Source organism: Legionella maceachernii (genome assembly GCF_900167045.1).
Taxonomy (GTDB): Bacteria; Pseudomonadota; Gammaproteobacteria; order Legionellales; family Legionellaceae; genus Tatlockia; species Tatlockia maceachernii.
On record NZ_FUXJ01000003.1, the window covers coordinates 140,385 to 163,451 of the forward strand.

Here is a 23,067-nt window from a genome sequence, read left to right on the forward strand (position 1 = left end):
GCTGCATCAGATTGAAGAATCGTAGGAAAAGTAAATTCTGATTTTGGCTTAATCCCTTAAAGGTATTCTGTAATATCAATACTTGTTTTTTTTCCGATATGGCGAAAATTTTGTTGCAACCATTTCTCGGCCTCGTTCCGTCCCGCTTCAAATAATCGTCTGATAAAAGACCAAGAGGGGCTTAATTTGCTTGCAACAGAATAATCCTCCATGCTGACATCGGTTCGAATGGCGTGGATAAGCATGCGCTTCATTCTTTTTTTATAGGCATCTTTAAACCATCCTTCGTCAAGCAATTTACTTACAAATGCCACCGCCCGCATTTCTCGCATTAGTGAAGAATTAAAACTAATTTCATTCATGCGATTTAAAATTTCCGTAGCAGTTTCAGGCACTTTCTCACGGTAAATGGGGTTGATGTGGAGAATGAGAATATCTGTGCATTGAGCATTATAAATCAGCGGAAAAAGAGCTGGATTCCCCATAAATCCGCCGTCCCAATAATAGTCATCCTCTATTTTGACCGATTGGAACAAGAAAGGAAGGCATGCTGAAGCCATGATGGCCTCAACGGAGAATTCTTTGTTATCGAAAATCTTGATTTTCCCTGTTCTAATATTGGTTGCCGAGATAAAAATCTTTACTTTATTGGATGATTTAATTTTATCGAAATCCACTTGCTCATTTAATATAGTCATCAAAGGATTAATATTAAAAGGGTTTAATTGCGCGGGAGAGAAGATCTTCGTAAGTATATTGAAGAATAAATAGGTGAAAGAATTTTCAGGTTTTATTCCTAATAACTCTTCTAAAGGAGTAATTTGAATTGGGCTGTAAATTTGTCCCACATCACTGATGGCTTTCCAAAACTTATACAAAGATGCCCGGGCGCCATCATTGCCGCCAGTGACTAGTCCATGAGCAAGAATAGCTGCGTTTGTTGCACCAGCACTGGTTGCTGAGATCCCCTCAAATTGCACCCTACCATCTTCTAATAGTTTATCCAGTACTCCCCATGCCAGAGCACCATGGGTTCCTCCACCTTGTAGCGCAAGATTAATCGTTTTATGTTTACTGCTCATGATATCAGTTCCCTTCCATAGCGGCTTACGGCCTGATTCCTTTAGTATACTATGTTTCTGCTTCTCCTGAGGTCCGTGAGGGCAGAGTTACTGTGGTTGACAGGTTCAGTGTGCTATGCCAGTCTTATTTTAGTCAGTGGATAAAAACTGATTAAAAACGTATGATAGCCAGCTCAAGGAAGATCTTTATGACAAAAGTTCATGCTTATGCAACCCATGAAAAGTCCGGTCGCCTTACCCCTTTTGAGTATACTCTAGGTGAAATTGGCCCACAGGAGGTCGATATTCAAGTCGAGTCGTGTGGTATCTGCCACTCCGATCTTTCCATGATCGATAATGAATGGGGGTTTAGTCGTTATCCTGTTGTACCTGGTCATGAGATAGTGGGGACGATTACTGCCATCGGAGAGCATGTTAAAAATGTCAAGGTTGGCCAGCGAGTTGGCCTTGGATGGTTTAGCGGAAGCTGTATGTATTGTCATAGCTGTCTTCATGGCGATCATAATCTTTGTCCAACAGCAGAACAGACTATTGTCGGGCGACATGGCGGATTTGCAAACTTAGTACGTTGCAACTCTCTATGGGCTATTGCGCTGCCTGATAAGCTGAATGTTAATGATGCAGGCCCTTTGCTATGCGGGGGTATCACAGTGTTTAATCCCATTGTGCAATTTGATGTGCGTCCAACTCACCGTGTTGCTGTAATAGGTATTGGTGGTCTTGGCCATATGGCGTTGCAGTTTCTTAATAAGTGGGGGTGTGAGGTGACTGCATTTTCCTCTACACCGGCTAAAGAAGCTGAAGCGAAGCGGATGGGAGCTCACGATGTGGTTAATACAAGTGATAGTAACGCGCTTAAAAAATTAGCCGGAAGATTTGATTTTATTCTTAATACGACAAATGCTGATCTTGATTGGCCCGCTTACCTTAATCTATTGGGCACCCGCGGGCGATTGCACACAGTAGGTGTGGTTCCTAATCCCCTACCTGCTCCAGCTTTTTCCCTTATTTTTAAGCAACGAAGTGTATCAGGTTCACCACTCGGAAGCCCCTCAACCATTGAGGATATGCTCGAGTTTTGTGTCCGTCACAACATCAACCCATTAACAGAACACTTTGCTATGAAGGACCTTAATCAGGCAATTGAACATTTACGAGCTGGCAAAGCACGTTACCGTATTGTTTTAGACAATTAGCCTTATGAGCTATAAGCCTTATTGTCTAAATAATCAATGCTATAATGAATTAAAATAGCTCAAAAAGGTTGGAGAGTATGGCAAAAGATAAACTTGAGAAAAAAGGCTTCTCTAAAGGTAAGTTTGAGGGGTATAAGTTTCAAGAAGATAATATAGCTAATCAAATGGCTTTCCTTTTTGCTGATGAGGAAGGTGAAAAAGAGGCAGCACGAATAGCCAAAGAAGCTCAAGAACGCTATCCAAACCCTATCCAAATGGTTGAGAGAAAAAAATTTATAGAGGATGAAGTCAGGAAGAGAGCTGAAACTGTCGATACAAAATTTCAAAACGGACTTTTGGATATCTTTAATACATTAAAAGATAAAAAAGAACCCCTTTCTGGCGAAGAGGCAGGCAAAGAGCTGGCTTTCAACTTGATGAAAGGTCTCGGGCTCAATGTCGATAAAGACAATCTACAAACTCACTACGACCCGGGCCCTCCCCAAGTTTTTCAAATCACTTGGATAAATCGTCCTTCTAAAAATCTGGCCGACGAAAATTCAAACATAAACAAGCTTGCACAAAATTATGCGGATAACTGTGATCAGAAGCAGAAAGAAGAGTTTAATAAAAATTGGAAAAATCACGTGGATAACGCAAAAATCGGCGGTCCTAAAATGGATAAACAAGAATTTTTGGAGAAGGCAGATAAATCATTTAAAGAAACGGTTGAGCATTATAAAAAACAGGATTTATCCGCTCCTACCGATTCTAAAGATTCTCAAGAAGAGGCCAACTCTATGCCACACCTATAACTCCTTAATTTTTAATCATCATGATTACAAAGGAAAAATGGGAAAAATTAGCAGTATGGATGCATAAACTTCAAATCACCGATGCTGATCTCATCGAAAAATTTATCTTAGGTAGTGGAAAAGGCGGGCAGAAGCTTCATAAAACAGCTTCGACGGTTTATTTGAAGCATGTGCTTTCTGGTCTTGAAATTAAATGCCAGGAATCAAGGAGCCGTGAAGATAACCGATATTTCGCGAGGGTGCGGCTTTGTGAAAAATTACATTCAATTGTCAGTGATGAAAAAACAAAAGAGCAACAACAAGTTGAGAAAATAAAGCGTCAAAAAAGAAGACGCTCGCGGCGCGCAAAGCAAAAGATTTTGGCTGAAAAATTTAAACAAAGTGAGATAAAAGAGTTAAGAAAAAAACCCAACTCTTATGAATAGTCTTAGCCTTAAGTCCGAAGAGAGCACTCTTTTAATTTCTATCATCTATACTGATGTTATATCACCACTTTACTCAAAAACACCATCAGCGAATAAGGATAAATGACAAGCAATTGTATGCGTTTTAGCATGAGATAAAAGGGAATTTTAATTCAATTTCGGAGGTGTGCTAGGAGAATCGGAGGATGCTGCAATCGGAAGTTATTATTGTTATAGAAGTAAGGAGTCTGTCAAAGCAGCCGCAGAGCTAATGCGCACTCCTCCTGTCGGTAATTTAGTGATAGTCGCATAGCAAAATACTCAACAAGTGCCGATTGGTGTGGATTTGATGATTGCAGGACTTGTAGCTGAGAGGATGAAAATAGAATGGATGAATTTAATGAAAAGCTTAATCAAGAGCTCGATTTTATTGAGCGGCAAATATGCAAGCTACATGATTCATTATTAATTCCTTGTGGGAATGTGTTGCAGTTACGAGCCTGGCGACCGTGTACGGATATTTATGAAACAGACAAAGCAGTTATTGTGAAAGTTGAAGCTGCAGGAATGCACCTCAACGATTTTCAAATTGCGTTTGCAAACTCTGTACTAACGATTCAAGGAATACGCAGAGACACAGAAGCTAAATTGAGTTACCACTGCTTAGAAATTCCCTATGGTGAATTTCAATTACGCGTGTTAATTCCTGGTTCTTTCGTTGGAGAGCACGCTGATCTCACCTACGAAAACGGATACTTGTACATCGAGCTACCTAAAATAACGAAACCAGGTCGTAAGCGTCGCGAACAATAAGGAATTGACGGGATTTTTATGGAAATATTACCAGAAAAAAAAGAATCTGAAGACCAAAAATCCCTAATGGGACTGGAGATTCCATCTGAGCTTCCTATTTTGCCCTTGCAAGATACAGTTGTTTATCCATTGACGATGATGCCGCTCAATATTGGTCAACCACATGTCATTAACTTAATCAATGAAGTGGTGGTTAAACAACCTCGGGTTATTGGATTGGTGGCGATGAAGGAGGGCGCCAAAGAAGCGGGTAATTCAAATAATTTGTACTCTATAGGGACTGTCGCAGTGATTCAGCGGCTCTTTCATGCACCAGACAATACGATGCGCTTGATAGTTCAAGGGATTGACCGCATTCGCATTAAAAAATTTATAACCTCTGATCCTTATCTTAAAGCAGCAATAGAAGTGTATAAGGAACTTGCTTATAAAGATAAAGAAATTGAAGCGTTAATGAGAAACACCATTGAATTGCTTCGAAAATTAACGGCGCTTGCCCCTCATTTGCCGGAAGAATTACTTCCATTGGCTTTAAATATTGAAGATCCTCGCCAGCTTGTTTATGTCGTTGCGAGTGGTTTTCGGGTAGGGTTGCAAGACGCGCAAGAAATCTTAGAGCTTAATTCAATTGAGCAAAAACTAACCAAGCTCAATGCGCTGTTAACGAAAGAGGTGGAAATTCTTGAGTTGGGAAAGAGAATTCAGCTCCAAGCACAACTTCAGCTCGACAAAACTCAGCGCGAATATATTTTGCGCGAACAGTTGAAACAAATAAAAAAAGAGTTGGGCGAAGAAAGTGAAGGAGCGCTCGAGATTAAGGAATATGAGAAAAAAATTAATTCCACACCTATGTCTCAAGAAGCAGAGAAAGAGGCTACGCGTGAACTTAATCGCATGAAAACAATTCCACCTGCTTCAGCTGAATACCCCATTATAAAGACTTATCTGGATTGGCTAGTTGAATTACCTTGGGAAACCATGACTAAAGATGATCTTGAGATTGCACGTGCAAGGCAAATTCTGGACGAGGATCATTACGACTTGAAAAAAATCAAAGAAAGAATATTAGAGTATCTGTCAGTGCATAAACTTCGGCTTGAGCGTAGTAAATCCGATGAATCGCAAGCGCATCAGGGTTCTATTCTATGCTTTGTTGGGCCTCCAGGCGTAGGTAAAACATCCCTTGGTCAGTCTATTGCTCGGGCGCTTGGTCGCAAGTTTGTCCGAATGTCATTGGGCGGTATGCACGACGAAAGTGAGATTCGTGGACATCGTCGTACTTATATCGGTGCATTACCTGGTAGAATTATTCAATCGATTAAGCGGGTGCAATCGCGAAATCCAGTAATGATGCTGGACGAGGTAGATAAACTAGGCAAGGACTTTCGTGGTGATCCTTCATCGGCCTTGCTTGAAGTGCTTGATCCTGCACAAAATAAATCATTTCATGATCACTATCTTGATGTTGATTTTGATCTCTCAAAAGTCATTTTTATTTGTACGGCAAACCAACTTGATTTGATTCAACCGGCTTTAAGAGATCGGATGGAAGTGATTACGCTTGCTGGCTATACCGAAGATGAAAAATTGCATATTGCAAAAGATTACCTCATTCCACGCCAAGTGATTGAGAATGGGTTAAAGCCTAAAGAAATTAAATTTAAGGATGAAGTCATTAGACTCATTATAAGAGAATACACTCGTGAAGCGGGTGTCCGGCAACTGGAGCGTGAAATAGGAGCAATCTGTAGGAAAATTGCAACCATGATTGCGCAAGGAACACCCTCATCTGCTGTGATTACGAAAGAGAAGATCGCGGAATTATTAGGATTACCTAAATTTTATTCAGAAGTGGCTGAGCGCACGACAATTCCTGGGGTTGCCACCGGGCTTGCAGTGACGTCTAGTGGCGGTGACATTTTATTCATTGAAGCAACAAAAATGCCTGGTTCAAAAAGATTTATTGTGACAGGGCAACTTGGCGATATCATGAAAGAGTCAGCTCAAGCAGCGCTCTCTTATGTTCGCTCTAAGGCTCCTACCCTTGGAATTGAGAGTCAAGCTTTTGAAGAAAGCGATATTCACCTGCATGTTCCAGAAGGAGCAACCCCTAAAGACGGGCCTAGTGCTGGGGTGGCTATGGCCACAGCATTGGCCTCCCTCATGACCAATCGTTTAGTCAAGAGTGAAGTGGCGATGACAGGGGAAATTACTTTGCGGGGACGAGTGCTTCCTGTGGGAGGGATTAAAGAAAAAGTTCTTGCAGCACATCGGGCAGGCTTAAAAACAGTAATTTTACCTAAACGAAACGAAAAAGATTTAGAGGATCTGCCCGCAGAAGTGAGTAAGAAAATGAACTTCATTTTGGTGAAAGACGTTAGCGAAGTGTTTGATGCTGCCTTAAGTCGCAGAAGTCGGCGTAAGAAAAGAAGCGATGGATAAGTGACTCAAATTAAAGATAACCTATGGAACAGAAAACGCCTTTAATTTTTGAACAAAATACCTTTTTTTGCCTGCTTTCAGCGCTTTATGCGCGTAATGTAGACTTTTTAGGTTTTATATAGTGCTATTTTAATGTAGCTACCCTACTAGGGAACGTTAAACCCCGCCAACTTGATAGTGATGCCCAGTATGCACAGTGAAGTTATTACTGAGATTAAGCTATTGTCGGGTTAAAAAAGAGCTAAATTCTGCACTTAGCCCTTTTATCATAGGATGAATCAGATGAAACAATGCTTATAGATAGTATCCATCTCTTGTTTTGAAAAACATTGCGCGAGCACGGACATTATTTTAAGCCAATGGTTTTCTGAAATAAGATCTTTAGCGGTAGTTATCATATTAATGACCTCATTTACGCTTAAACTGGGAAGAGTGAATTCCATTCCTTCAGCAAATTGTTCTTTTGACAAACTTTGAGTAAATTTTATCATTATTTCAGCAAGTGCTTCATCACTGTAATTCGTCCACAAGATTTCTTTTTGCAGCTGTTCTTCTTCATCGATATGTTGCAGATAAGCAGCTACAAATTGATTAAATAAGGAATATAACACTTCAGGTTCATCGGCTAAGCTTTTTTCCAGCTTATTGAGTAATGGTTCAAGTGTCTCGTGTTGGGAGTCTAGTAACGCCAATTTTTCTTTAAAAGGTTGGTAATACGAGTGAATAAAAGTTTCTTCATGTTCCATATGCTCTTTTAAGTGATTGATCATTCCTTGAAGCTCAGACTTTAATTGTGTGTATTGAAGGGAATCATTAACATCTATTTTTCCAATTTTTATAGATAAATTAAATAGATGGTAGCGTTGGGCTTTGTGCACAAACTTATATAAATCGACTCTCATTATTTCTCTCCACATTAGTAGGTAACTGAATTCCTTTTGCTTTGTAATCTCCTTTTCAATTCGGAAAGTATGAAAGAATGAGAGGGGGAAAAATTGTAAAAAAACGACAAATTAAGTGTCCCTTGTGACTTATTAATAATCCAAACTTATTGAGTTGTCTCTTTGTCAAGGAATTGATTGGGTGTCATTCCCGTGAGTTGTTTAAATTCTTTAATAAAATGGGACTGATCATAATAACTGAGATTTTGAGCAAGTTCTGTCCAGGAGGCCGCTGTTTTTAATGATTCGAGTGCTTGCTGAAACCGAGCTGAAATAATAAATTTCTTGGGTGTTATCCCCACACAATTTAGAAAATGCCTTTCCAGGGTGCGCTGACTATATCCATAATGTGCTCCTATTTCGGAAATTTTTATCAAATGCGGTTGTCTGCTGAGTGTATTGGCAATACTTATAATTCGCTTAGGTTCAAAATCTTCGTTGAGGGAATACTGTTTTAAAAGAAAATCTTGGATCTTATGGACTATTTCATTTGGAGAACGAGAGTAAGCAATTTTTTCTTCAAGCGAATGAAGGAATGTTTCATCCAAGATTTCTGATAATCCAATCGACGCATTGCACAAGGTGTGCGCGGATTCCCGAAATAATTTTGGAATACCCCAAGGATAAAGTTTTACCAGGATGGTTTTAGTGTTTGGTGATAGAGCCTGAAAATCCCTTGAGTTGAGTAATAATCCTGTCATGCCAATTTTTTTAAGCTTATGAATGCCTTTTAGAGAATCCATCACCGCTAATTCTCCTTCATATTGGTATCCAAGTGCGGGATAAAGGCTTGGAAAAACGCGATAAGGTTCTATAGAAAGGGTGGTGTGCGCTTCAATGGAATTAACGTAAAGCTGTAAACTGGGATGAACAGGATAAATTTGCATAGTCTAGTGGTATGATTTCATGCGCTTAAGTATTAAAGAGCATGTTGTAGTTTAAGAGATCTTCTTGTACATGCCAAGTGTTTACATTGCAATAAGTAATTTTTAAGCGCCATGCTCATTATACAATGAGGTTTTTATGAAGAATTAAACGATTTTTTATCGCAAGATGAGTGTAAAACAAGTTTTTTTTCATAGAATAATTCATTCGACCACTATTAAAGATTTCATTGAATCCCCTGGGTGGTCCCATACGGAAGAGGATCTAATTTTAGTGAATGGAAATCCAGTTAATTAAGTTATTTTATCCACAATCAGAATGGCGTTTCTGTGTATTTTATTTTGAGACTATACAGCGCAAAATATGGCATTTTGTTATGAGGTGAAGGTGATGCCGACAGTACATATATATGAAAAAGTAAGCGATAAAGTCAAAGAGATCTTGCAGAAGTTAGCGGACGGATATCAGGGCAAGGGATTAGGTCGGGAGAAACTGAAGGGGACGAAAAATACTATATCGGTGAGGTACAACGACGAAATTCGTTTAATTTTGATAGTAAAGAAGGATGATTTGGGTCATCGGCACTACCATTATATAGGGCAGATGGATAATCATAAACACGCGAGTAACAGTTTGGTTCAAGGCCGTAAAGATATCGAGGCAATGTGTGCACGTAACGGTCTTAGTGAAGATTATCAAGTATTAGCTAAATCCACGGCGTATACGTTTGTTCCATTAACGGAAGAAGATGCGCATTTATTGCCGAAGACGGGTGATAAGCGAGAGGAGGCGCAGTGGGTGCGTGATTACTACCTCGGTCAACGATTAGAGCTGACCTCAGAGCAAGAAGAGCCATTAAGAGCAGCGCCTGGTTTTGGGTTAACCGGCGCTCCTGGTGGCGGTAAGACGTCGGTGGGTACCCTTTATTTAATTGAGAAGATGGCTTATCAATTATTGGAAGCAATAAAGGTGGGGCTTTTGCCTGAGGGAAGTTTTCTCTGCTATTTAACCCTGTCGGAAGCCCTGCAGCAGGAGATGGAGGAGAAGCTTAGGACAGCGCCGGAATTTAAAGAGATTGGTCATTTAGTGTTTTCGATGACCTATAAGAAATTAACTTTAAGGCTGCACCCGGAATTAACAGCCTTAACAGCGGTTGAGAAGGACGACTGTACGCGTTGGTATAAGAATTTCATGAAGAGTGAGCGTCATGTTCTTTTGGCCAATCTGAGTAAGCGAAATGAGGCGACAAAAGCGAAAAAGAAAGGCGAGGCAATCCCTCCGCCAGCGAAGGAGTACCCCCTTATTAGTTTAGAAGTCTTTGATGAGTTACAACAAGCCGATGTTGAAAAGGTATACCAAGAATTTCGCATCATCAGTGGTTATGCGCAAGAGCGAGACGGAAAGAAAAATTATTTAGCTTATAGTAGTGCGGAGCACCATAGTCATTATTCCAACAGCGAACAAAAACGCGATTTTCTTTTTTACGTGTATTGTCGCTACCTCCAAAAATTAGCCGAGAAGCGACAATTTAATCTTGAGTTTTTTCGCTGGACAAACAAGGGGGAGTTCTGCGGTGGCTATCTGGATGAGGCTCAGCAAGTCTCCTTAGCGATGTTGGAAAACTTTATAAGAGCTTCGATGTGTCCGCGGGAAGGGAAAAACGAAGAGCCTTTTTTTGTTGTCTCCATTGGTACGCATCAGCAGGGCTCGTATAGCCCACTGAGTAATGCAGATTTTGTCAGTAGTCGATTCCCGATGTATACGCTAACCAAAACGCATCGTTGCCCTAAAAAAGTCATTGAATCGGCGAATCAGGTTGTGTCAGCAAAGCGAATAGCTTCTCCTGGAGCTAGTTCAGAGACGGATATTTCATTTATTAGACCTTCACGGGAGATGGAAAACGTTCTCGGCGAAGTGAAGTTTTTTCCGCAATTAATGCCAGATGATTGGGAGAAATTAAGAGCGCACGTGAGTGGGAATCTTCATTTTGCTGTTTTGACCTGGGAGTGTTATCGCAAGGAAGCGCAAGAGAAACTTGGAACGTCGTTAGTGTTTACCTTCGATGAGGCCACGGGTTTAGAATACGACGAGGTTATTATTTATTTGCCGCTGAATAATAAAAATCTTATCAAGGTAGCTCCTCTTTTTGCGCAGGCAAATGCAACGAAAGACTCGGAAGATAAAACTAAAATTCCGACAAATGAATATGGGAGTCAGAAAGTAAATTTTGCAAAACCAGGACAAAAGAATACCGAATTCGATCGCATTTTTGATGGGATATATATAGGAAAGACGCGTGCACGAAAGGCAGTCTGGGTGATTCAATGGATTACGCATTTTAATAAAGATTTGTTGAACTATTTATACAGTCAATGCACGTTTAAACATGTGGATGCTGTGGAAGCGACTCGCGTTCTCTGCACGAATGCAGATTGGGAAAACGAACTGGTACGTTTGTACAAGCTTGGGCAAAAAGAGATGAGCCGTAATATTTTTGTCAGGGAGCTAAAACGAAAAATTGAAGATTTTGATGCTTTCCTAACGGAGAAAGGCCTGAGACTGCCTGATGCTGCTCCAACTCCACCACTTCCATCCTTGCCTAAAGCAAAAAGTACACCGCCAACGAAAAAGGAAAAAAACAAAAAGACGAGTTTAGCCAAGCCCTCTAGCCTGACCTCAGAAGATAATGCGTTTTTTAAGGATTTAAATAAGGGAATAGACATTATTAAAAAAGTATTCCTCAATTCATCTTCTTTTCCAGAAGGCCTATTCGATTTGGATGATTCTGACGATGATTGCGAGGAAGAGGGGTTGCCAGCATTACCTAAAGAAACATTAAAGCGCATCGAATTTATTGAAGATGAAATCCCAGTAACAAAAGATTTACAAGGGCTTGCTCAGAATTTATCACAGCAATTTACTCTTGAGAATTTGCGCCAACAATATGAAAAAAGGATAGGAAGTAAAGAAAAATTCTTTGCTTTATTTTTTAAAACACTACTCCCTCTCTCTCAAGCACGGCAAAAAAACAATTGCTTACTGGAAGAAATATTACAGAATGCAGAAAAAACAAGCATATTATGGCGGTTTTTAGAGGAAAAAAAGGAATTATTTGATGTCCTGCAATCCATTTTTATTTGTCGGGAATGGCTAGTGAGCGATTGGAACCGCCAACGGGCACAATATTATTTCCCCATAGAAATATTTCTTAGATCCGCTTATGGCCCTAGGCTGTTAAATAATATTATAAATTTTTTTCAAAAAAACACGCTGAAATTTGAGTTAGGCATGACTGCCCGTATATTACTTATGCCAAAGAATATGCAAAAGCAAAGATGGCGAGAACTCAATCCAGAAAACGAATGGTTCATGTATTTACTCAACTCCAGTATTGCCGGTCCTTTATTAAGCAACTTATTAGCGAATGAATTAAAAGAAGCGATTTTTTTAATCGATAAAGCAGGAGATAATTTTCTTCATTATTGTGTTTCACGATGTAATTATGCATTAATTACCCAGTTAGATTTTCGTTCAGGAGAGTGTCATCGATTATTGGATCATAAAAATAATGCACAAGAAACGCCTGAGCAATATGCTGAAAGGTTGTCATTGGCCGCAGAATCACAGCCGGCTATGCGCCAAGCTTATAAAAACCTTCACGTATTGTTAAAAAATATAAGAGAAGGAGTCGTTCATAACAAGCAGCCTGATGTTCATTTACTTAAAAATTTTTCGGTTGCTTATTTAAAGGAAATGTTTATTGGTAATAATGATATTGAGACACTTAGTCCAGAGAAGTTACGTGATTTAGCTGCTAATTTTATGCAGGTTTTCTTTAAAATGAAAATTTCACCGCTGGAAATGCCGACAGCAAAGGGGAAAAAACTCTCCGCACGATTAATTTATCATGTTCTCCAAGACGATAAAAAAACACAAGTGTTGCTTGAGTTTCTGAAAGCAAACAAACTTTTATTTGCGCATCTGGATTTTGAATATTTAAATAAAAAATCAACACCGTCAAATCCGGTCACTCAAACTTATCACTGGCTAGAACGATTGTTTAGACCGAAAAATGGTCTATTGCTGGTTGATTTGTTCCTTTCTAAGGAGTTTGGTCTCAGAGAAGGGTTATTAAAGCAAATTAAAGGCGCTGAGAAAAAATTTTATATACGAGGTCTAGGCAAGGCATGGGATCACTCTGAACCCACCATTGATGAATTATTATTAAAAAATCTCCTGCAAAAAGAAAATTCTCCCGTCAAATTTAGGGTGTTAAATGAATTATGCAGTCTAGAAAAAGAAGATCCCCCTTTTTGCAGTACGCAAAATTCGATGTTTATCGAGGCGATTGACGAGAATAAGGATTCAATTTTACATCATTTTATTAAGACGTTATGTGTTGAAGGTGTCGAGGAATTCTGCAAAATACCTTGTTTCTCTCTTCTTAATTTATATTTACCTAATCAGCGAAAAGTTACGCCCAAAATGGCAGTAAGTATTTTAATTAATTTACATTTAAAATATAAAGAACAAGGCAATAATGATGCGATTTCAAAGACGGAAGAAAAATTAGAGAAATTACGAAAAATAAGAGAGTTACTTGATAGCAAAGAGAAGGAATTGCTATCCTTTTCCACGGATGTAAGAAAAGTTGCGGAGAAAGAGCCGGAAAAAGAAGATAAAATAAAAAGAAATGATCCACGATTTTTTACGCAACAACTAGCAAAAGAGATAAATGCCGACCCCCGGTTTCAAATTGAATCCTTACCAGAGGGTTCGGCGGATACTTTATCCAAATCAGGATAGGTTATTCCTCGAGTTTTGCTGTCAGCAATAACGTTTAGGGCCGCTGCCTAGTATGGATAATGTCCTTCTGGGCTGCATTACTCTCAATGAATGAACTCATCGTAGAGGATTGTGCAAAAATTCTCAATTAGGTATTTGTGCATTTTTTGACTACAATTAGATAAATTGGTGAGCTATAGTGAAATCTGGGTAATGGATTATCTATGATTAAATCATTGTTTCTCTATGCTTCTTTATTCTCTTCATTTTGTTTTGCTCAAGAACGCGAAATCGCTATTACCATTGATGATTTGCCTCTCGTCGCTTCAAAAATGAGTACGCTGCATGATCAATTGCTCGCTATGGAACGGTTCACCAATATTGTGAGCGCATTAGTGGAATACAAGGTTCCTGCTACAGGTTTTGTCATAGCGGGTGCGATTGAAAGGGGGCAATGGCGATTTTTAGAGCAATTTAGACATGCCGGTTTCTTACTCGGTAATCACACTTATTCGCACTATAACTTGAATCAAATGAGCGCTGAACAATACATTGCAGACATAGAACGGGCGGAAAAAAAACTCTCTCCTCTTATTTCTAAACCCAAATATTTTCGTTACCCCTACCTTGCGGAAGGTGATTCAGTTTCAAAGCAGAAGGTAGGTGCTTATCTAAGTAAACACCACTACACGATTGCTCCTGTAACCATTGACAGCAGGGATTATGATTTTAACGCCTTAATTTATAAAATTCCGTTTCATTTAAGAGCCTATTATATTAAGGGGCTTAAGCCATTTTATTTAATTTATATTTGGCAGAAAACGTTGCAGGCTGAGAAAAGAGCAGAGGAAGAAGGGCAAGGCACGAGGCAGATACTGTTACTCCATGCCAATCTGCTAAATAGCTATTTATTGAAAGATGTTTTAGAGCTATATCGAAAAAACGGTTATAAATTCATTAGTCTATCGGAAGCCTTAGAAAATCCGGCACCGTTGCTGACTGTACCTACTGCTGAAGAGAGGAGAAAGATGAAATTAGAAAACAATCCTCTTTTCAACCATCATCATTACCCTTACTGAGCTATCAATGGACGATAAGAGTGGTTTGCTCTTACCGTCTATTGGAATGAACTTAGTGTGCTTTTCGTCGAGAGCTTGGGCGTTTTCTGATCGGTTGATCCATAGCCTCCCGAGATTGCTGCATCCCTTGTCTTAAATTGGTCATGGCTTGATGAGAAGAAGAAAGCCAATTTTTCTCTAAAATCTCGGTCGCATGTTGAAAATATTCAAGCATTTTGTGGCCATTATTGATAAACATTCTCATGCTTTTGTCAAATAGCTCTTGAGGATTTTTTAAACTTGACAAATCCCCCGGTTGAATAAAACTTATGTTTCTTAATGTTTGCATGTTCAGTTCAATTAATTCGGGAACTGGATTTTGCATCGAATTAAAAAGATTTCTTCTGTTGCGAAAAGTTTCAGTTTGCATGGCATTCTCCTTATGCTGCATTGCACAAGTAAGGATAGTTTCTGAATCAAATTTCGTCAAATGGAAGGAAGGGAAAGCGAATGAATAAAGGCAGAAGAAGCGAACCCTTCTGCCTTTAGATTGTTAAGAAAGTGCCATTTCTTTTTGAATGGCTTGTGCTTTTTGAAGGTGGGCCATAACGTGATGACGCGTTGCCTCTAGATCTCTCACGACCACAGGATTAGATGTCATTTTAATGAGGCCGTTGAGCAAATTAACTGCTTCTGTGTGGCCTTTTACCATCATGTTTATATACATTTGATCAAATTTCACACCATTTGCATGGTTTAGAGTAACTAGCTCTTGCTTGCCTTTCTTCTGGAGCTTCATTGCTACAGGGCCATTTTGTGGCATAACACCTATTGTCTTACTTAAGGCAAGTGTGTCTTGTAAATTTTTGCTATGTTCTTTATACATCCAGTCTGCATATCTTCTGACCGCCATATTGCTCGCTCTATTTTGTGCAAGTGTCGCAAGTGCAATTTCATTCTGATTGAGAGTAGCTACTGCACCTAAAATTTTGGCGTCGGTTTGAGCTTGAGCGGGAGTGAGTGTGCCATTCACAGGAGGAGGATTATTATAGTTAGTAACAGGGGTACAGGCCGGTAACGCAATAACCGTACCAATGAGTAAAGACATCGCTAGTTTCAGTTTCATCGTATATCCTTATTTGATTTTGGGAAGAGAAAATCAGCATACAATATTTATAAGCAAAAAAATACTAGGAACAACCTTAAAGTTTTGCCGCTAGCGAAAAAGCCTCTCTCGGGAGAAAAGTTCCGTTTGATCAAGACAATAGCTCACGCGATACCTCGAAGGATAGTGCTATTTCTTTAGCCCATTCAGCGTTTTTGAGCCCGAAATCACTGATGGCGAATTGCTAAATAATTAACGTATTATCCTTTTATTTCCTTGGTCGCGACGGAATGATAGATAATTTGACATAATTATCATTTAATGGATAATAAGAGCTTATTTTGAGAAAATTGTTTTTGATTAATGCTTGCTAATTATCAATCAGTAAAGGCAGTTATCGTTTTCTGCTTAATTATCAATACGTTGCTGTGTTATCCAAGTGCGCAAAATCAAGAGGTAATGGGTCGAATATATTATCATCTGAATTTTCCTACAGCGATTACTGAGCAGACTGAAAGTTTAACCCTTGATTCCAATACAGCTGATTTAGTTATCTCTAATTTCGTTGCTGGAGCCATGTATGCTTATCTAATAAATCATCGTTACCCTAATCTCTATTTTAATCAAGAATATTTGAAGGGATCATTGTTTGCGCAATTATTGCAAGAAAACCTGCAAACAAATGGCTATAAAGCCGAGTCCAATTGGATTAATCCCGATGAGGCGATTCGTAATATGTTGTTGGCACCCGGCCAAGGAGGTCCTTATCAAATTAACGATTATGGTAAACGGTTAGAACATGGTCTGGGCTTAATCAATTTCGTAGTATTGCAGAAAAGCTTAGATTATCGTATTGAGGATCAAGACAGTGGAGAGCAAACTCTCAAGCAAGGGCCGATTATGCTTGATAATAAATATTTTGGCCCTTTAGCGGCTGCTTTTTTTCAATACAATACCATGCTCCGTTTGGAGGCCATCAATAAGGATCCATGGGGACCTTCTGCAAACGATTTTGGCGATTGTATGGCTAATCTAAAAGCAAATCCAAATAATTTCTTGGACATGATTTTAAACGCAGCTTATAACGCGGGTCCTTGGGCTAATATTACAAAAACATATATTAATTTGTGTGCTAATTTAACTAATCCCTCCTATGCGGATAAAATTAAACACATTAACGATTATTCTTTAGCTGATATCGAATACCAACAGGCTGTTGGTACGAATGAATCCGCAGGGAGTACTTTTATCCTATATCCTCGTCAAATTCGCGTTTATTTGGATCAACTTTATAATAACCCCACTTCCTTAAATACCTACTCTTCCACGATGCTTCCTTTGAGTTTAGTGCGCGAGGTGTTTAGTCAGGCGATGAACACGCTAGCCTATGAAATGAATAACCGTTATGAATTGATCCCCATTCGTGAGGCACAAACTGCTTTTGATGACGCTTCATCCGCTTTATCACTCAATAATCAATCCATAGACTTGGGGGACTATGCGAAGCGACAGCAATTTTTCGAGCTCCTTGATTTGGCTATTGCTAATTTAGCCGGGAAATTAAATATTGATTTCGCTGAAACAACCGAAATGAATCTAAATTCATGAATCAATTAGGGAGTTTTCCTAATACTCTATAATAAAGCTCCCTAAAGTGGTTGGAATAGGGAAGTATTTCATTCTCTTCCAGAAGGACGATGTCAGCATCGAGAATATCTTGATAAGAAGCTGGATCCTCTCGATTAATCGGCATTTCAATCTTTTTCCCTTTTTCCGCAAATTGGTAATGATTTAATATTAAATAATAATAATGATCCAGTTTGCTAAAATAGTTCGATTCAGTAAACATCTCCTTAAAAAAATGCGTAAAACTGCCTCCAATAATGGCGAGTTTTAACGGAGAGGGCTTCTCATTTGCTTTAAACGTAACATAAGGAACTTGGTAGTGCTTTGGTGGAAAAAGTAGCTTACAGAGATGTAATAAATCTTTATCCACACCAAGCGGTCGGGTACTCACTGTGTACGTAAAAGCCAAGGGCGGAAAAACAGTTTGTGTTTGTTGAGCAATTACATCAATTATTTTTTGTCCAGCTAATGCAGCACCAAGCATGGTCCAATGGGTTCCTCCGCGCGTAAAAAGCAAATTGCCGTATGGTTTTTGTTTATGAGCCAGCATCAATTCGCTTGCGTCGACATAAGGAACCTGAATTTTTTTTAAGGCTTCAAGTTTTAAGAAATAATCAGGACGAGGATTCGTAATGATTTTTGCGTAACTCTCTGGCAAATATTCCGGATAAAATGTTGCTTTTGAAGGAGTAATAAGATAAATAAATGTCTGTCCGCGTTTTGAAAAAAAATCAGCTAACTCTTTAAGGTCCATTGCCCATTTATCAAATTGCTTTGGAGTATAAGGCAGATGATGCGGATTAGTGTATTGATCGGTGTAGATTTTTTCATAAAGAAACCCTTTTTTGCCTACAACAATATTGGAGTTAAACATAAGCGAGGTTGAAAAAAGACTGTAATAGAATTGATTGTTAAATTTAGTGAAAGTTGATTTCAGAGGATTATGATCATTAAACCAAGTTTCATATTCCTTTTGTAAGCGATTATTCAGCAATTTTTCCATGCTGAAATCAGGTAGTTTTTGGGTATGTTTGGTCTGAAAAGAAAGCATTCGCCCTAATTGCTTTATAACAAATAAATTAAGTGGCAGTGCTAAAACGATCATGACGACAAAAAAGGGAATAAATTGTCGATAGGTTTTTAAGAATTTTCTAACAGAAATGAGCCAATTTTCCGATGCTTCTTTCGGAAGTTCATTAGAAGTGTGTTCTATGCTCATAATTAAAACCTAAAGTAGAGAAACGATTTGAAAGTTGCAGCCACTACCCTGGAAATTGCAAAAAAGGAGAGTGTGCTAATCATCCAGTGTTCTATGAGGCGATTATTTTTTACTAAGCGCCAGGGCTTTATTGAATTTATGCTCGGGATGAAACTGACAATGATAGCAGCAATCATAGCCGCCCAAATATCATGAGTAATATAAATAAAACTGCTTTGCTGGGAAGGATGAAAAAGTGCGCTTAAAAAATGTTCTAACTGTGCTAGTGAATTGGTGCGGAAGATTGCCCATCCGAACATCACCAAAAGAAAAGTAAGTGCAATGTTGACATAGCGCGGTAAATAGCTGCTAACACGTAACCACCCAAGTTTATCCAAGACTAAAAATAAACCGTTATAGGCTCCCCAAATGACAAAGTTCCAATTTGCTCCGTGCCACAATCCTGAAATTAAAAAACAGGTCCACAAATTAAAATAAGTACGTAGTGTTCCGTATCGATTGCCGCCTAAGGGGAAATAAAGGTATTCACGAATCCATGTGGATAGAGAGATATGCCATCGTCGCCAAAAATCAGTAAAGCTCGTTGCAAGATAAGGCATGTTGAAATTTTCAAGCAGATTAAACCCAAACATTTTAGCAAGGCCAATGGCCATGTCAGAATACGCTGAAAAATCTAAATAAATTTGTAAGCTAAAGCAGATGAGTCCAAGCCAAGCATTGTAAAATCCGAGCTGATCGCCAGGAAGAGAAAAGACCTGATCGGCGAGTTCGGCTACGGTGTCAGCAATCAGCACTTTTTTAATAATGCCCAAAAGAAAGCGCTTAAAGCCTTGAATAAAATTTTCTATGCTTTGATGATGATTTTTTAATTGAGTGGCAATGTCATGATATTTGACAATTGGCCCCGCTAAGAGTTTCGGGAAAAAAAAGATATAGAGAAGATAGTTTTTTAATGAATTGGCTGGAGTAGAAATACCACGATACACATCCACTAAATAAGTAATTTTTTCAAAAACAATGAAGGAAATGCCAATGGGTAATGCGATATTTAACAGAGGCAGAGATTGGATATTTAAATAGGAAAAGAAGGCATTCGTGGAACTAATAAAAAAATCGAGGTATTTGTAATAAAATAATAGGAAGACGTTTAAAATTATCCCTATATTCAAAGAGATAAGTGCTTGATGCTTTTTCTTTGCACGATAAATTTGCTGACATAAGTAATAGTCACAGCAGGTGGACAACACAGCAATAAAGAAGAACCGTGGCTCACCCCAAAAATAAAATAGAAAACTAGCTATCAATAAAACAGTGTTTTTGGCTTTTAACGGCACCATAAAAAACAGAAATAAGACAAGAGGCATAAAGAGGAATAGGAAGAATGGACTTGAAAAAAGCATAAAGTAAGCGCGGGTTTAAAAAATGAAGCTTGATTTTAAATAATGATCTTGTGGAGTGCAATCTTTAAGCGCGCAGACACACTTAGCTCTATTCGAATCTTGTGGTTGCCGTAATTGGTTTAGATTTAGTGAGAAACTTTCAGGCCCAGAGTTAACGGCTTTAATGCTTGCGTTGTGTCAAAGTGGATAATGCAATCGAATTGATGGGTTAAATGCGTAAAAAAATAGTGGCTTAATCGTTCAGTTTCAGGACGATAAATCACTCCGATTGCCCTTTGTAGTCGTGGAATTTTTAGAAAATGCTCCAGTTCTTCATTATGAAGGTGCAAAATAAAAGTGTCGTATTTTAATTGATGAAATAAATCTTCGTAACTTCCCTCAAGTCCGGGTGTAATCCGTTTATATTCATAAGGCATATCCCAATCATCAGCCGCGGTCACAAAGCCGTCATACGTTGAAAATCCGATTGAATAACATTGCTTGTCGTACGCTTCACGAATTAATTGGCCAATATTCACTTCGCCTTGTTGGCTCATTTCGGTAGCCCGTGCGTCACCGATGTGTGAATTATGGGCCCAGATAATGATTTTTGCGGGCTTTTTAAAACGATTTTCCAAATGGTCAACTAATTGTTGTAATGTTTCCATCATATGTTTGTCGCGTATATTCCAGGAGGAAGCACGTCCTGCAAACATCGTGCGATAATACTTTTCGGCATTTTTAACTAAACGAGCATTCTGTGCAGCAAAAAAATATTCATCTTCAGCGCGAATCCCATCCTTGTGAATATAGTCCAATGATTTTTTTTGTAATTCGATTAAGACGGAAATTGCTTCATTGATACATGTTTTTTTAACTCCCAAATTCGCTAAATACCCATAGGTTTGCGGTTCAGTATGATCGAAACAGGCGTATCTTGATTTCGCCCTCCGGGCCGCTTCCCGATCAACTTTCATTAAGTAATCGATTACTGCTTCCATAGAAGCGTTAAGACTATATAAATCCAGCCCAAAAAAGCCAATTTTTTCGGAGGGAAGTAAGTTATCGTTGTAATCACGAAGCCATTGGATAAATTGAGCGATAGAGGTGTTACACCACATCCAGGTAGGAAAGCGAGTAAAATGATGTAAAGCGTCTTGCCAACTCTCTTTGGAGCCTTTGCCTTGCACATAGCGATGGATGTTATAAGCATCAGGCCAGTCCCCCTCAATGGCGATAGCCATAAACCCTTTTTCTTCGATAAGTTTCTGCGTAATCTCTATACGCGCTTGATAAAACTCTTGCGTTCCATGAGAGGCTTCACCAATCAAAACAAATCGCTTGTCTTCTATTTCTTCTAATAAGGAAGAATATCTTTTATTGGTATTTTTTAAAGGAATAATTGCATTGTTAAGCAATTTAATTAACTTTTTATAGACGTCCGTATGCATAAGCGCTATTCCAATAAAAACTAAAATTATATATAGATTTTAGTAAATCTCGCTCACAGATTGTGATTTATTATCTTGCATAATGTAATTAATAGTTCCTTAATGTTTATAAAATATAATTACCTGCGTAAAATGAGAGGAACAGCAGAGGAAATTTAAAACATTAGCTCAAGTTATGCAGGAAGAATTAGTGCTAACGGATGGTCGGTTAGAAAAATTAGGTGATTGCATTATTGCTTATCATGCTTTGCGAGAAGCCATTGCCCTGCATAATTTAAAGCCTAACGTGGATTTTAAAACCAAACAAATTGGCTACGGCCCCCTTGATCAACGCCTTCAGGTTATTTTCAATAAAGAAGTTACGCCAGCAGTCATACAAACTGTAGAGAAAGCCTATCCTGGCTTAGTAATTCAGGGTAAAGAGTTTTTTGATCTGGACAGTTCAGTAAATTCCAGTTTAACGCGCTGAGCTTAATAAAGAGCGTGGCAATCATTTGATGATATTCAATAAAATTGCTACGCTTTCCAACCTCCTGCTTCAACTAGAAAGATCATAATTTATAACTGATGAAATTATTTTTTTCATTAACAATCCTAAAAGATTATAAATAAATTTTTCAAAAAAAAATGCAATTAAATTCATAGCATTCTATACGAATTTCCCATTAAATTTTTCACTTAACATTTGCGTTATTTATTTTATTGTTCTATCCCTATAGATGGGTAACCAATAAGGAGATTTACAATGGAAAATAAAGAATGGAATCAAAATCAACAAGATCCTAAACATCAAAGCCCTGGTCAGCAACGTCCAGGACAACAAGGGCAAGGACAACATGGTAAAGGAGAATCACAACGTCCTGGTCAGCAAAATCCATCCCGTGGTAAATAGCAGTAAGCCAAAGCGGTGTATTTACTTATGGAGTAAATACACCGCTCTTTAGTTAATAGCCAAGCGTGGAAATAGTTTTTTACATAAAGCAAAAAATAACAGCCATAAGGGTAGGAGAAAATTATGAAAAGGACATTGGTTGCATTAGCAATACTTGCTTTCTCTTCAGTGGGTTTAGCAACAGGAACAAGCACAAGTACTGGATCCTCAACCGGGACTGGAACCACTTCCGGAACAGGAATGGACACAGGCACTACAGGGACTGGTAGCACTGGCACAGGTACAACTGGAACGGGTACAACTGGCACAGGTACTACTGGCACAGGAACAACGGGTACTGGCACAGGAACAACAACTACTCCAGGCGGTTCGAGTGGAGGAACCACTGGATACTAAGCCAAACGGGTATAACTAATCACCGAGGGAACTCTTCTCGGTGATTAGTGAATTCTTATTTGCTCAGCTTTTTAATCATCGTATCGATATCTTCGACATCTCCGGAATAATGATAGTAAATTCGTTTATATTGGCAGTCGATGATGCAAAGCGGTTCTTTCGGTTCCCCATCCCGTTGCTTAAAAATCCAATAAAGTCCTTCTGAATTAGCCGCGTTAATGTCTTTTAGCATGTCGATCATTTTCTCTTCTTCAAAATCAGAATGAATTTGGGCGTTAACACCTTTAGAATCATTGGTTATTTTATAAGCAAAATGCTTTTCTATTATCATAGTGTCCCCCTGAATCTTTCGATAGAACTATCATTTAACAGGATTTAATGGGTAATGCCAAGGTGTTTTGCTTAGCTGATTGGAATTGCCTCACTGATTATCTGCATAATGGATTCTGTACCCCTATAAAATTCCATGACACGCCTATTTTGAACACAAAAAAGGAGTGTGGCTCTACTTGTCATGATTTTTGCTAGTAATACCTGGCAAGAATGGGGTTGCAGTCGGTGTAAGAGGTTAATTTGAATAAAATGATAAACCGAATGAA

The 23,067-nt window shown here is 38.7% G+C and carries 21 protein-coding genes; 12 read left to right on the forward strand and 9 right to left on the reverse strand.

Features of this window, described 5'->3' with window-relative positions; translation table 11 throughout:
- Positions 1-56 precede the first annotated feature (56 nt).
- Positions 57-1,082, reverse strand: coding sequence for a patatin-like phospholipase family protein (locus B5D33_RS02365; protein ID WP_058452730.1), 1,026 nt, complete (start codon positions 1,080-1,082; stop codon positions 57-59).
- 188 nt (positions 1,083-1,270) lie between these two features.
- Here B5D33_RS02365 and ahr point away from each other — a divergent pair, with 188 nt between their 5' ends.
- The 5 genes from ahr (at position 1,271) to lon (ending at position 6,731) form a co-directional block, all read left to right on the forward strand.
- Positions 1,271-2,278: an NADPH-dependent aldehyde reductase Ahr gene (gene ahr, locus B5D33_RS02370; RefSeq protein WP_058452731.1), complete on the forward strand. Its 1,008-nt coding sequence runs from the start codon at positions 1,271-1,273 to the stop codon at positions 2,276-2,278.
- A 77-nt stretch (positions 2,279-2,355) separates the two neighbouring features.
- Positions 2,356-3,072, forward strand: a complete 717-nt coding sequence (locus B5D33_RS02375; RefSeq protein WP_058452732.1) for a hypothetical protein — start codon at positions 2,356-2,358, stop codon at positions 3,070-3,072.
- A gap of 20 nt (positions 3,073-3,092) precedes the next feature.
- Entirely contained in the window at positions 3,093-3,497 is a 405-nt protein-coding gene (locus B5D33_RS02380; protein ID WP_058452733.1) for a peptide chain release factor family protein, read from the forward strand.
- 366 nt (positions 3,498-3,863) lie between these two features.
- Positions 3,864-4,289, forward strand: a complete 426-nt coding sequence (locus tag B5D33_RS02385; RefSeq protein WP_058452734.1) for an Hsp20/alpha crystallin family protein — start codon at positions 3,864-3,866, stop codon at positions 4,287-4,289.
- An 18-nt stretch (positions 4,290-4,307) separates the two neighbouring features.
- A complete protein-coding gene (gene lon, locus B5D33_RS02390) occupies positions 4,308-6,731 on the forward strand; it encodes an endopeptidase La (protein ID WP_058452735.1) in 2,424 nt (807 codons plus the stop codon).
- Between the two features lie 278 nt (positions 6,732-7,009).
- Here the strand turns inward: lon and B5D33_RS02395 are convergent, their stop codons facing one another.
- Together B5D33_RS02395 and B5D33_RS02400 are read right to left on the reverse strand one after the other, a co-directional pair.
- Positions 7,010-7,633, reverse strand: a complete 624-nt coding sequence (locus B5D33_RS02395) for a hemerythrin domain-containing protein (protein WP_058452736.1) — start codon at positions 7,631-7,633, stop codon at positions 7,010-7,012.
- A 146-nt stretch (positions 7,634-7,779) separates the two neighbouring features.
- Positions 7,780-8,559: a helix-turn-helix domain-containing protein gene (locus B5D33_RS02400; RefSeq protein WP_058452737.1), complete on the reverse strand. Its 780-nt coding sequence runs from the start codon at positions 8,557-8,559 to the stop codon at positions 7,780-7,782.
- 166 nt (positions 8,560-8,725) lie between these two features.
- Here B5D33_RS02400 and B5D33_RS17030 point away from each other — a divergent pair, with 166 nt between their 5' ends.
- From B5D33_RS17030 to B5D33_RS02415, 3 genes are all read left to right on the forward strand, one after another.
- Positions 8,726-8,854, forward strand: coding sequence for a ubiquitin family protein (locus B5D33_RS17030; protein ID WP_078767309.1), 129 nt, complete (start codon positions 8,726-8,728; stop codon positions 8,852-8,854).
- 93 nt (positions 8,855-8,947) lie between these two features.
- Entirely contained in the window at positions 8,948-13,363 is a 4,416-nt protein-coding gene (locus B5D33_RS02410) for a hypothetical protein (RefSeq protein ID WP_115304873.1), read from the forward strand.
- A gap of 203 nt (positions 13,364-13,566) precedes the next feature.
- Positions 13,567-14,421: a polysaccharide deacetylase family protein gene (locus B5D33_RS02415; RefSeq protein WP_058452739.1), complete on the forward strand. Its 855-nt coding sequence runs from the start codon at positions 13,567-13,569 to the stop codon at positions 14,419-14,421.
- A 52-nt stretch (positions 14,422-14,473) separates the two neighbouring features.
- Here B5D33_RS02415 and B5D33_RS02420 read toward each other — a convergent pair whose 3' ends face one another.
- Entirely contained in the window at positions 14,474-14,830 is a 357-nt protein-coding gene (locus B5D33_RS02420; protein WP_058452740.1) for a hypothetical protein, read from the reverse strand.
- Positions 14,831-14,953: 123 nt separating this feature from the next.
- Positions 14,954-15,526 carry a DUF4142 domain-containing protein gene (locus tag B5D33_RS02425; RefSeq protein ID WP_058452741.1) on the reverse strand — a complete coding sequence of 191 codons (573 nt, stop codon included), beginning with the start codon at positions 15,524-15,526 and terminating at the stop codon, positions 14,954-14,956.
- Between the two features lie 342 nt (positions 15,527-15,868).
- On the opposite strand from B5D33_RS02425, the gene B5D33_RS02430 reads away from it, so the two are divergent.
- Positions 15,869-17,113: a hypothetical protein gene (locus B5D33_RS02430; RefSeq protein WP_058452742.1), complete on the forward strand. Its 1,245-nt coding sequence runs from the start codon at positions 15,869-15,871 to the stop codon at positions 17,111-17,113.
- Between the two features lies 1 nt (position 17,114).
- On the opposite strand, the gene B5D33_RS02435 is transcribed toward B5D33_RS02430, so the two are convergent.
- The 3 genes from B5D33_RS02435 to B5D33_RS02445 form a co-directional block, all read right to left on the reverse strand.
- Entirely contained in the window at positions 17,115-18,350 is a 1,236-nt protein-coding gene (locus B5D33_RS02435) for an alginate O-acetyltransferase AlgX-related protein (RefSeq protein WP_058452743.1), read from the reverse strand.
- Between the two features lie 2 nt (positions 18,351-18,352).
- The gene (locus B5D33_RS02440) at positions 18,353-19,687 is read right to left on the reverse strand and encodes an MBOAT family O-acyltransferase (protein WP_202972390.1); all 1,335 of its coding nucleotides are present in this window, start codon (positions 19,685-19,687) and stop codon (positions 18,353-18,355) included.
- Positions 19,688-19,875: 188 nt separating this feature from the next.
- The gene (locus tag B5D33_RS02445) at positions 19,876-21,180 is read right to left on the reverse strand and encodes an erythromycin esterase family protein (protein WP_058452745.1); all 1,305 of its coding nucleotides are present in this window, start codon (positions 21,178-21,180) and stop codon (positions 19,876-19,878) included.
- 175 nt (positions 21,181-21,355) lie between these two features.
- Here B5D33_RS02445 and B5D33_RS02450 point away from each other — a divergent pair, with 175 nt between their 5' ends.
- The 3 genes from B5D33_RS02450 (at position 21,356) to B5D33_RS02455 (ending at position 22,468) form a co-directional block, all read left to right on the forward strand.
- Complete coding sequence (locus tag B5D33_RS02450) at positions 21,356-21,649, forward strand: hypothetical protein (protein WP_058452746.1); 294 nt, start codon at positions 21,356-21,358, stop codon at positions 21,647-21,649.
- Between the two features lie 276 nt (positions 21,650-21,925).
- The gene (locus B5D33_RS16525) at positions 21,926-22,072 is read left to right on the forward strand and encodes a hypothetical protein (protein WP_156415014.1); all 147 of its coding nucleotides are present in this window, start codon (positions 21,926-21,928) and stop codon (positions 22,070-22,072) included.
- A 123-nt stretch (positions 22,073-22,195) separates the two neighbouring features.
- Positions 22,196-22,468, forward strand: a complete 273-nt coding sequence (locus B5D33_RS02455; protein WP_058452747.1) for a hypothetical protein — start codon at positions 22,196-22,198, stop codon at positions 22,466-22,468.
- Between the two features lie 55 nt (positions 22,469-22,523).
- On the opposite strand, the gene B5D33_RS02460 is transcribed toward B5D33_RS02455, so the two are convergent.
- Positions 22,524-22,799, reverse strand: a complete 276-nt coding sequence (locus B5D33_RS02460) for a hypothetical protein (RefSeq protein WP_411550291.1) — start codon at positions 22,797-22,799, stop codon at positions 22,524-22,526.
- Positions 22,800-23,067: the final 268 nt, after the last annotated feature.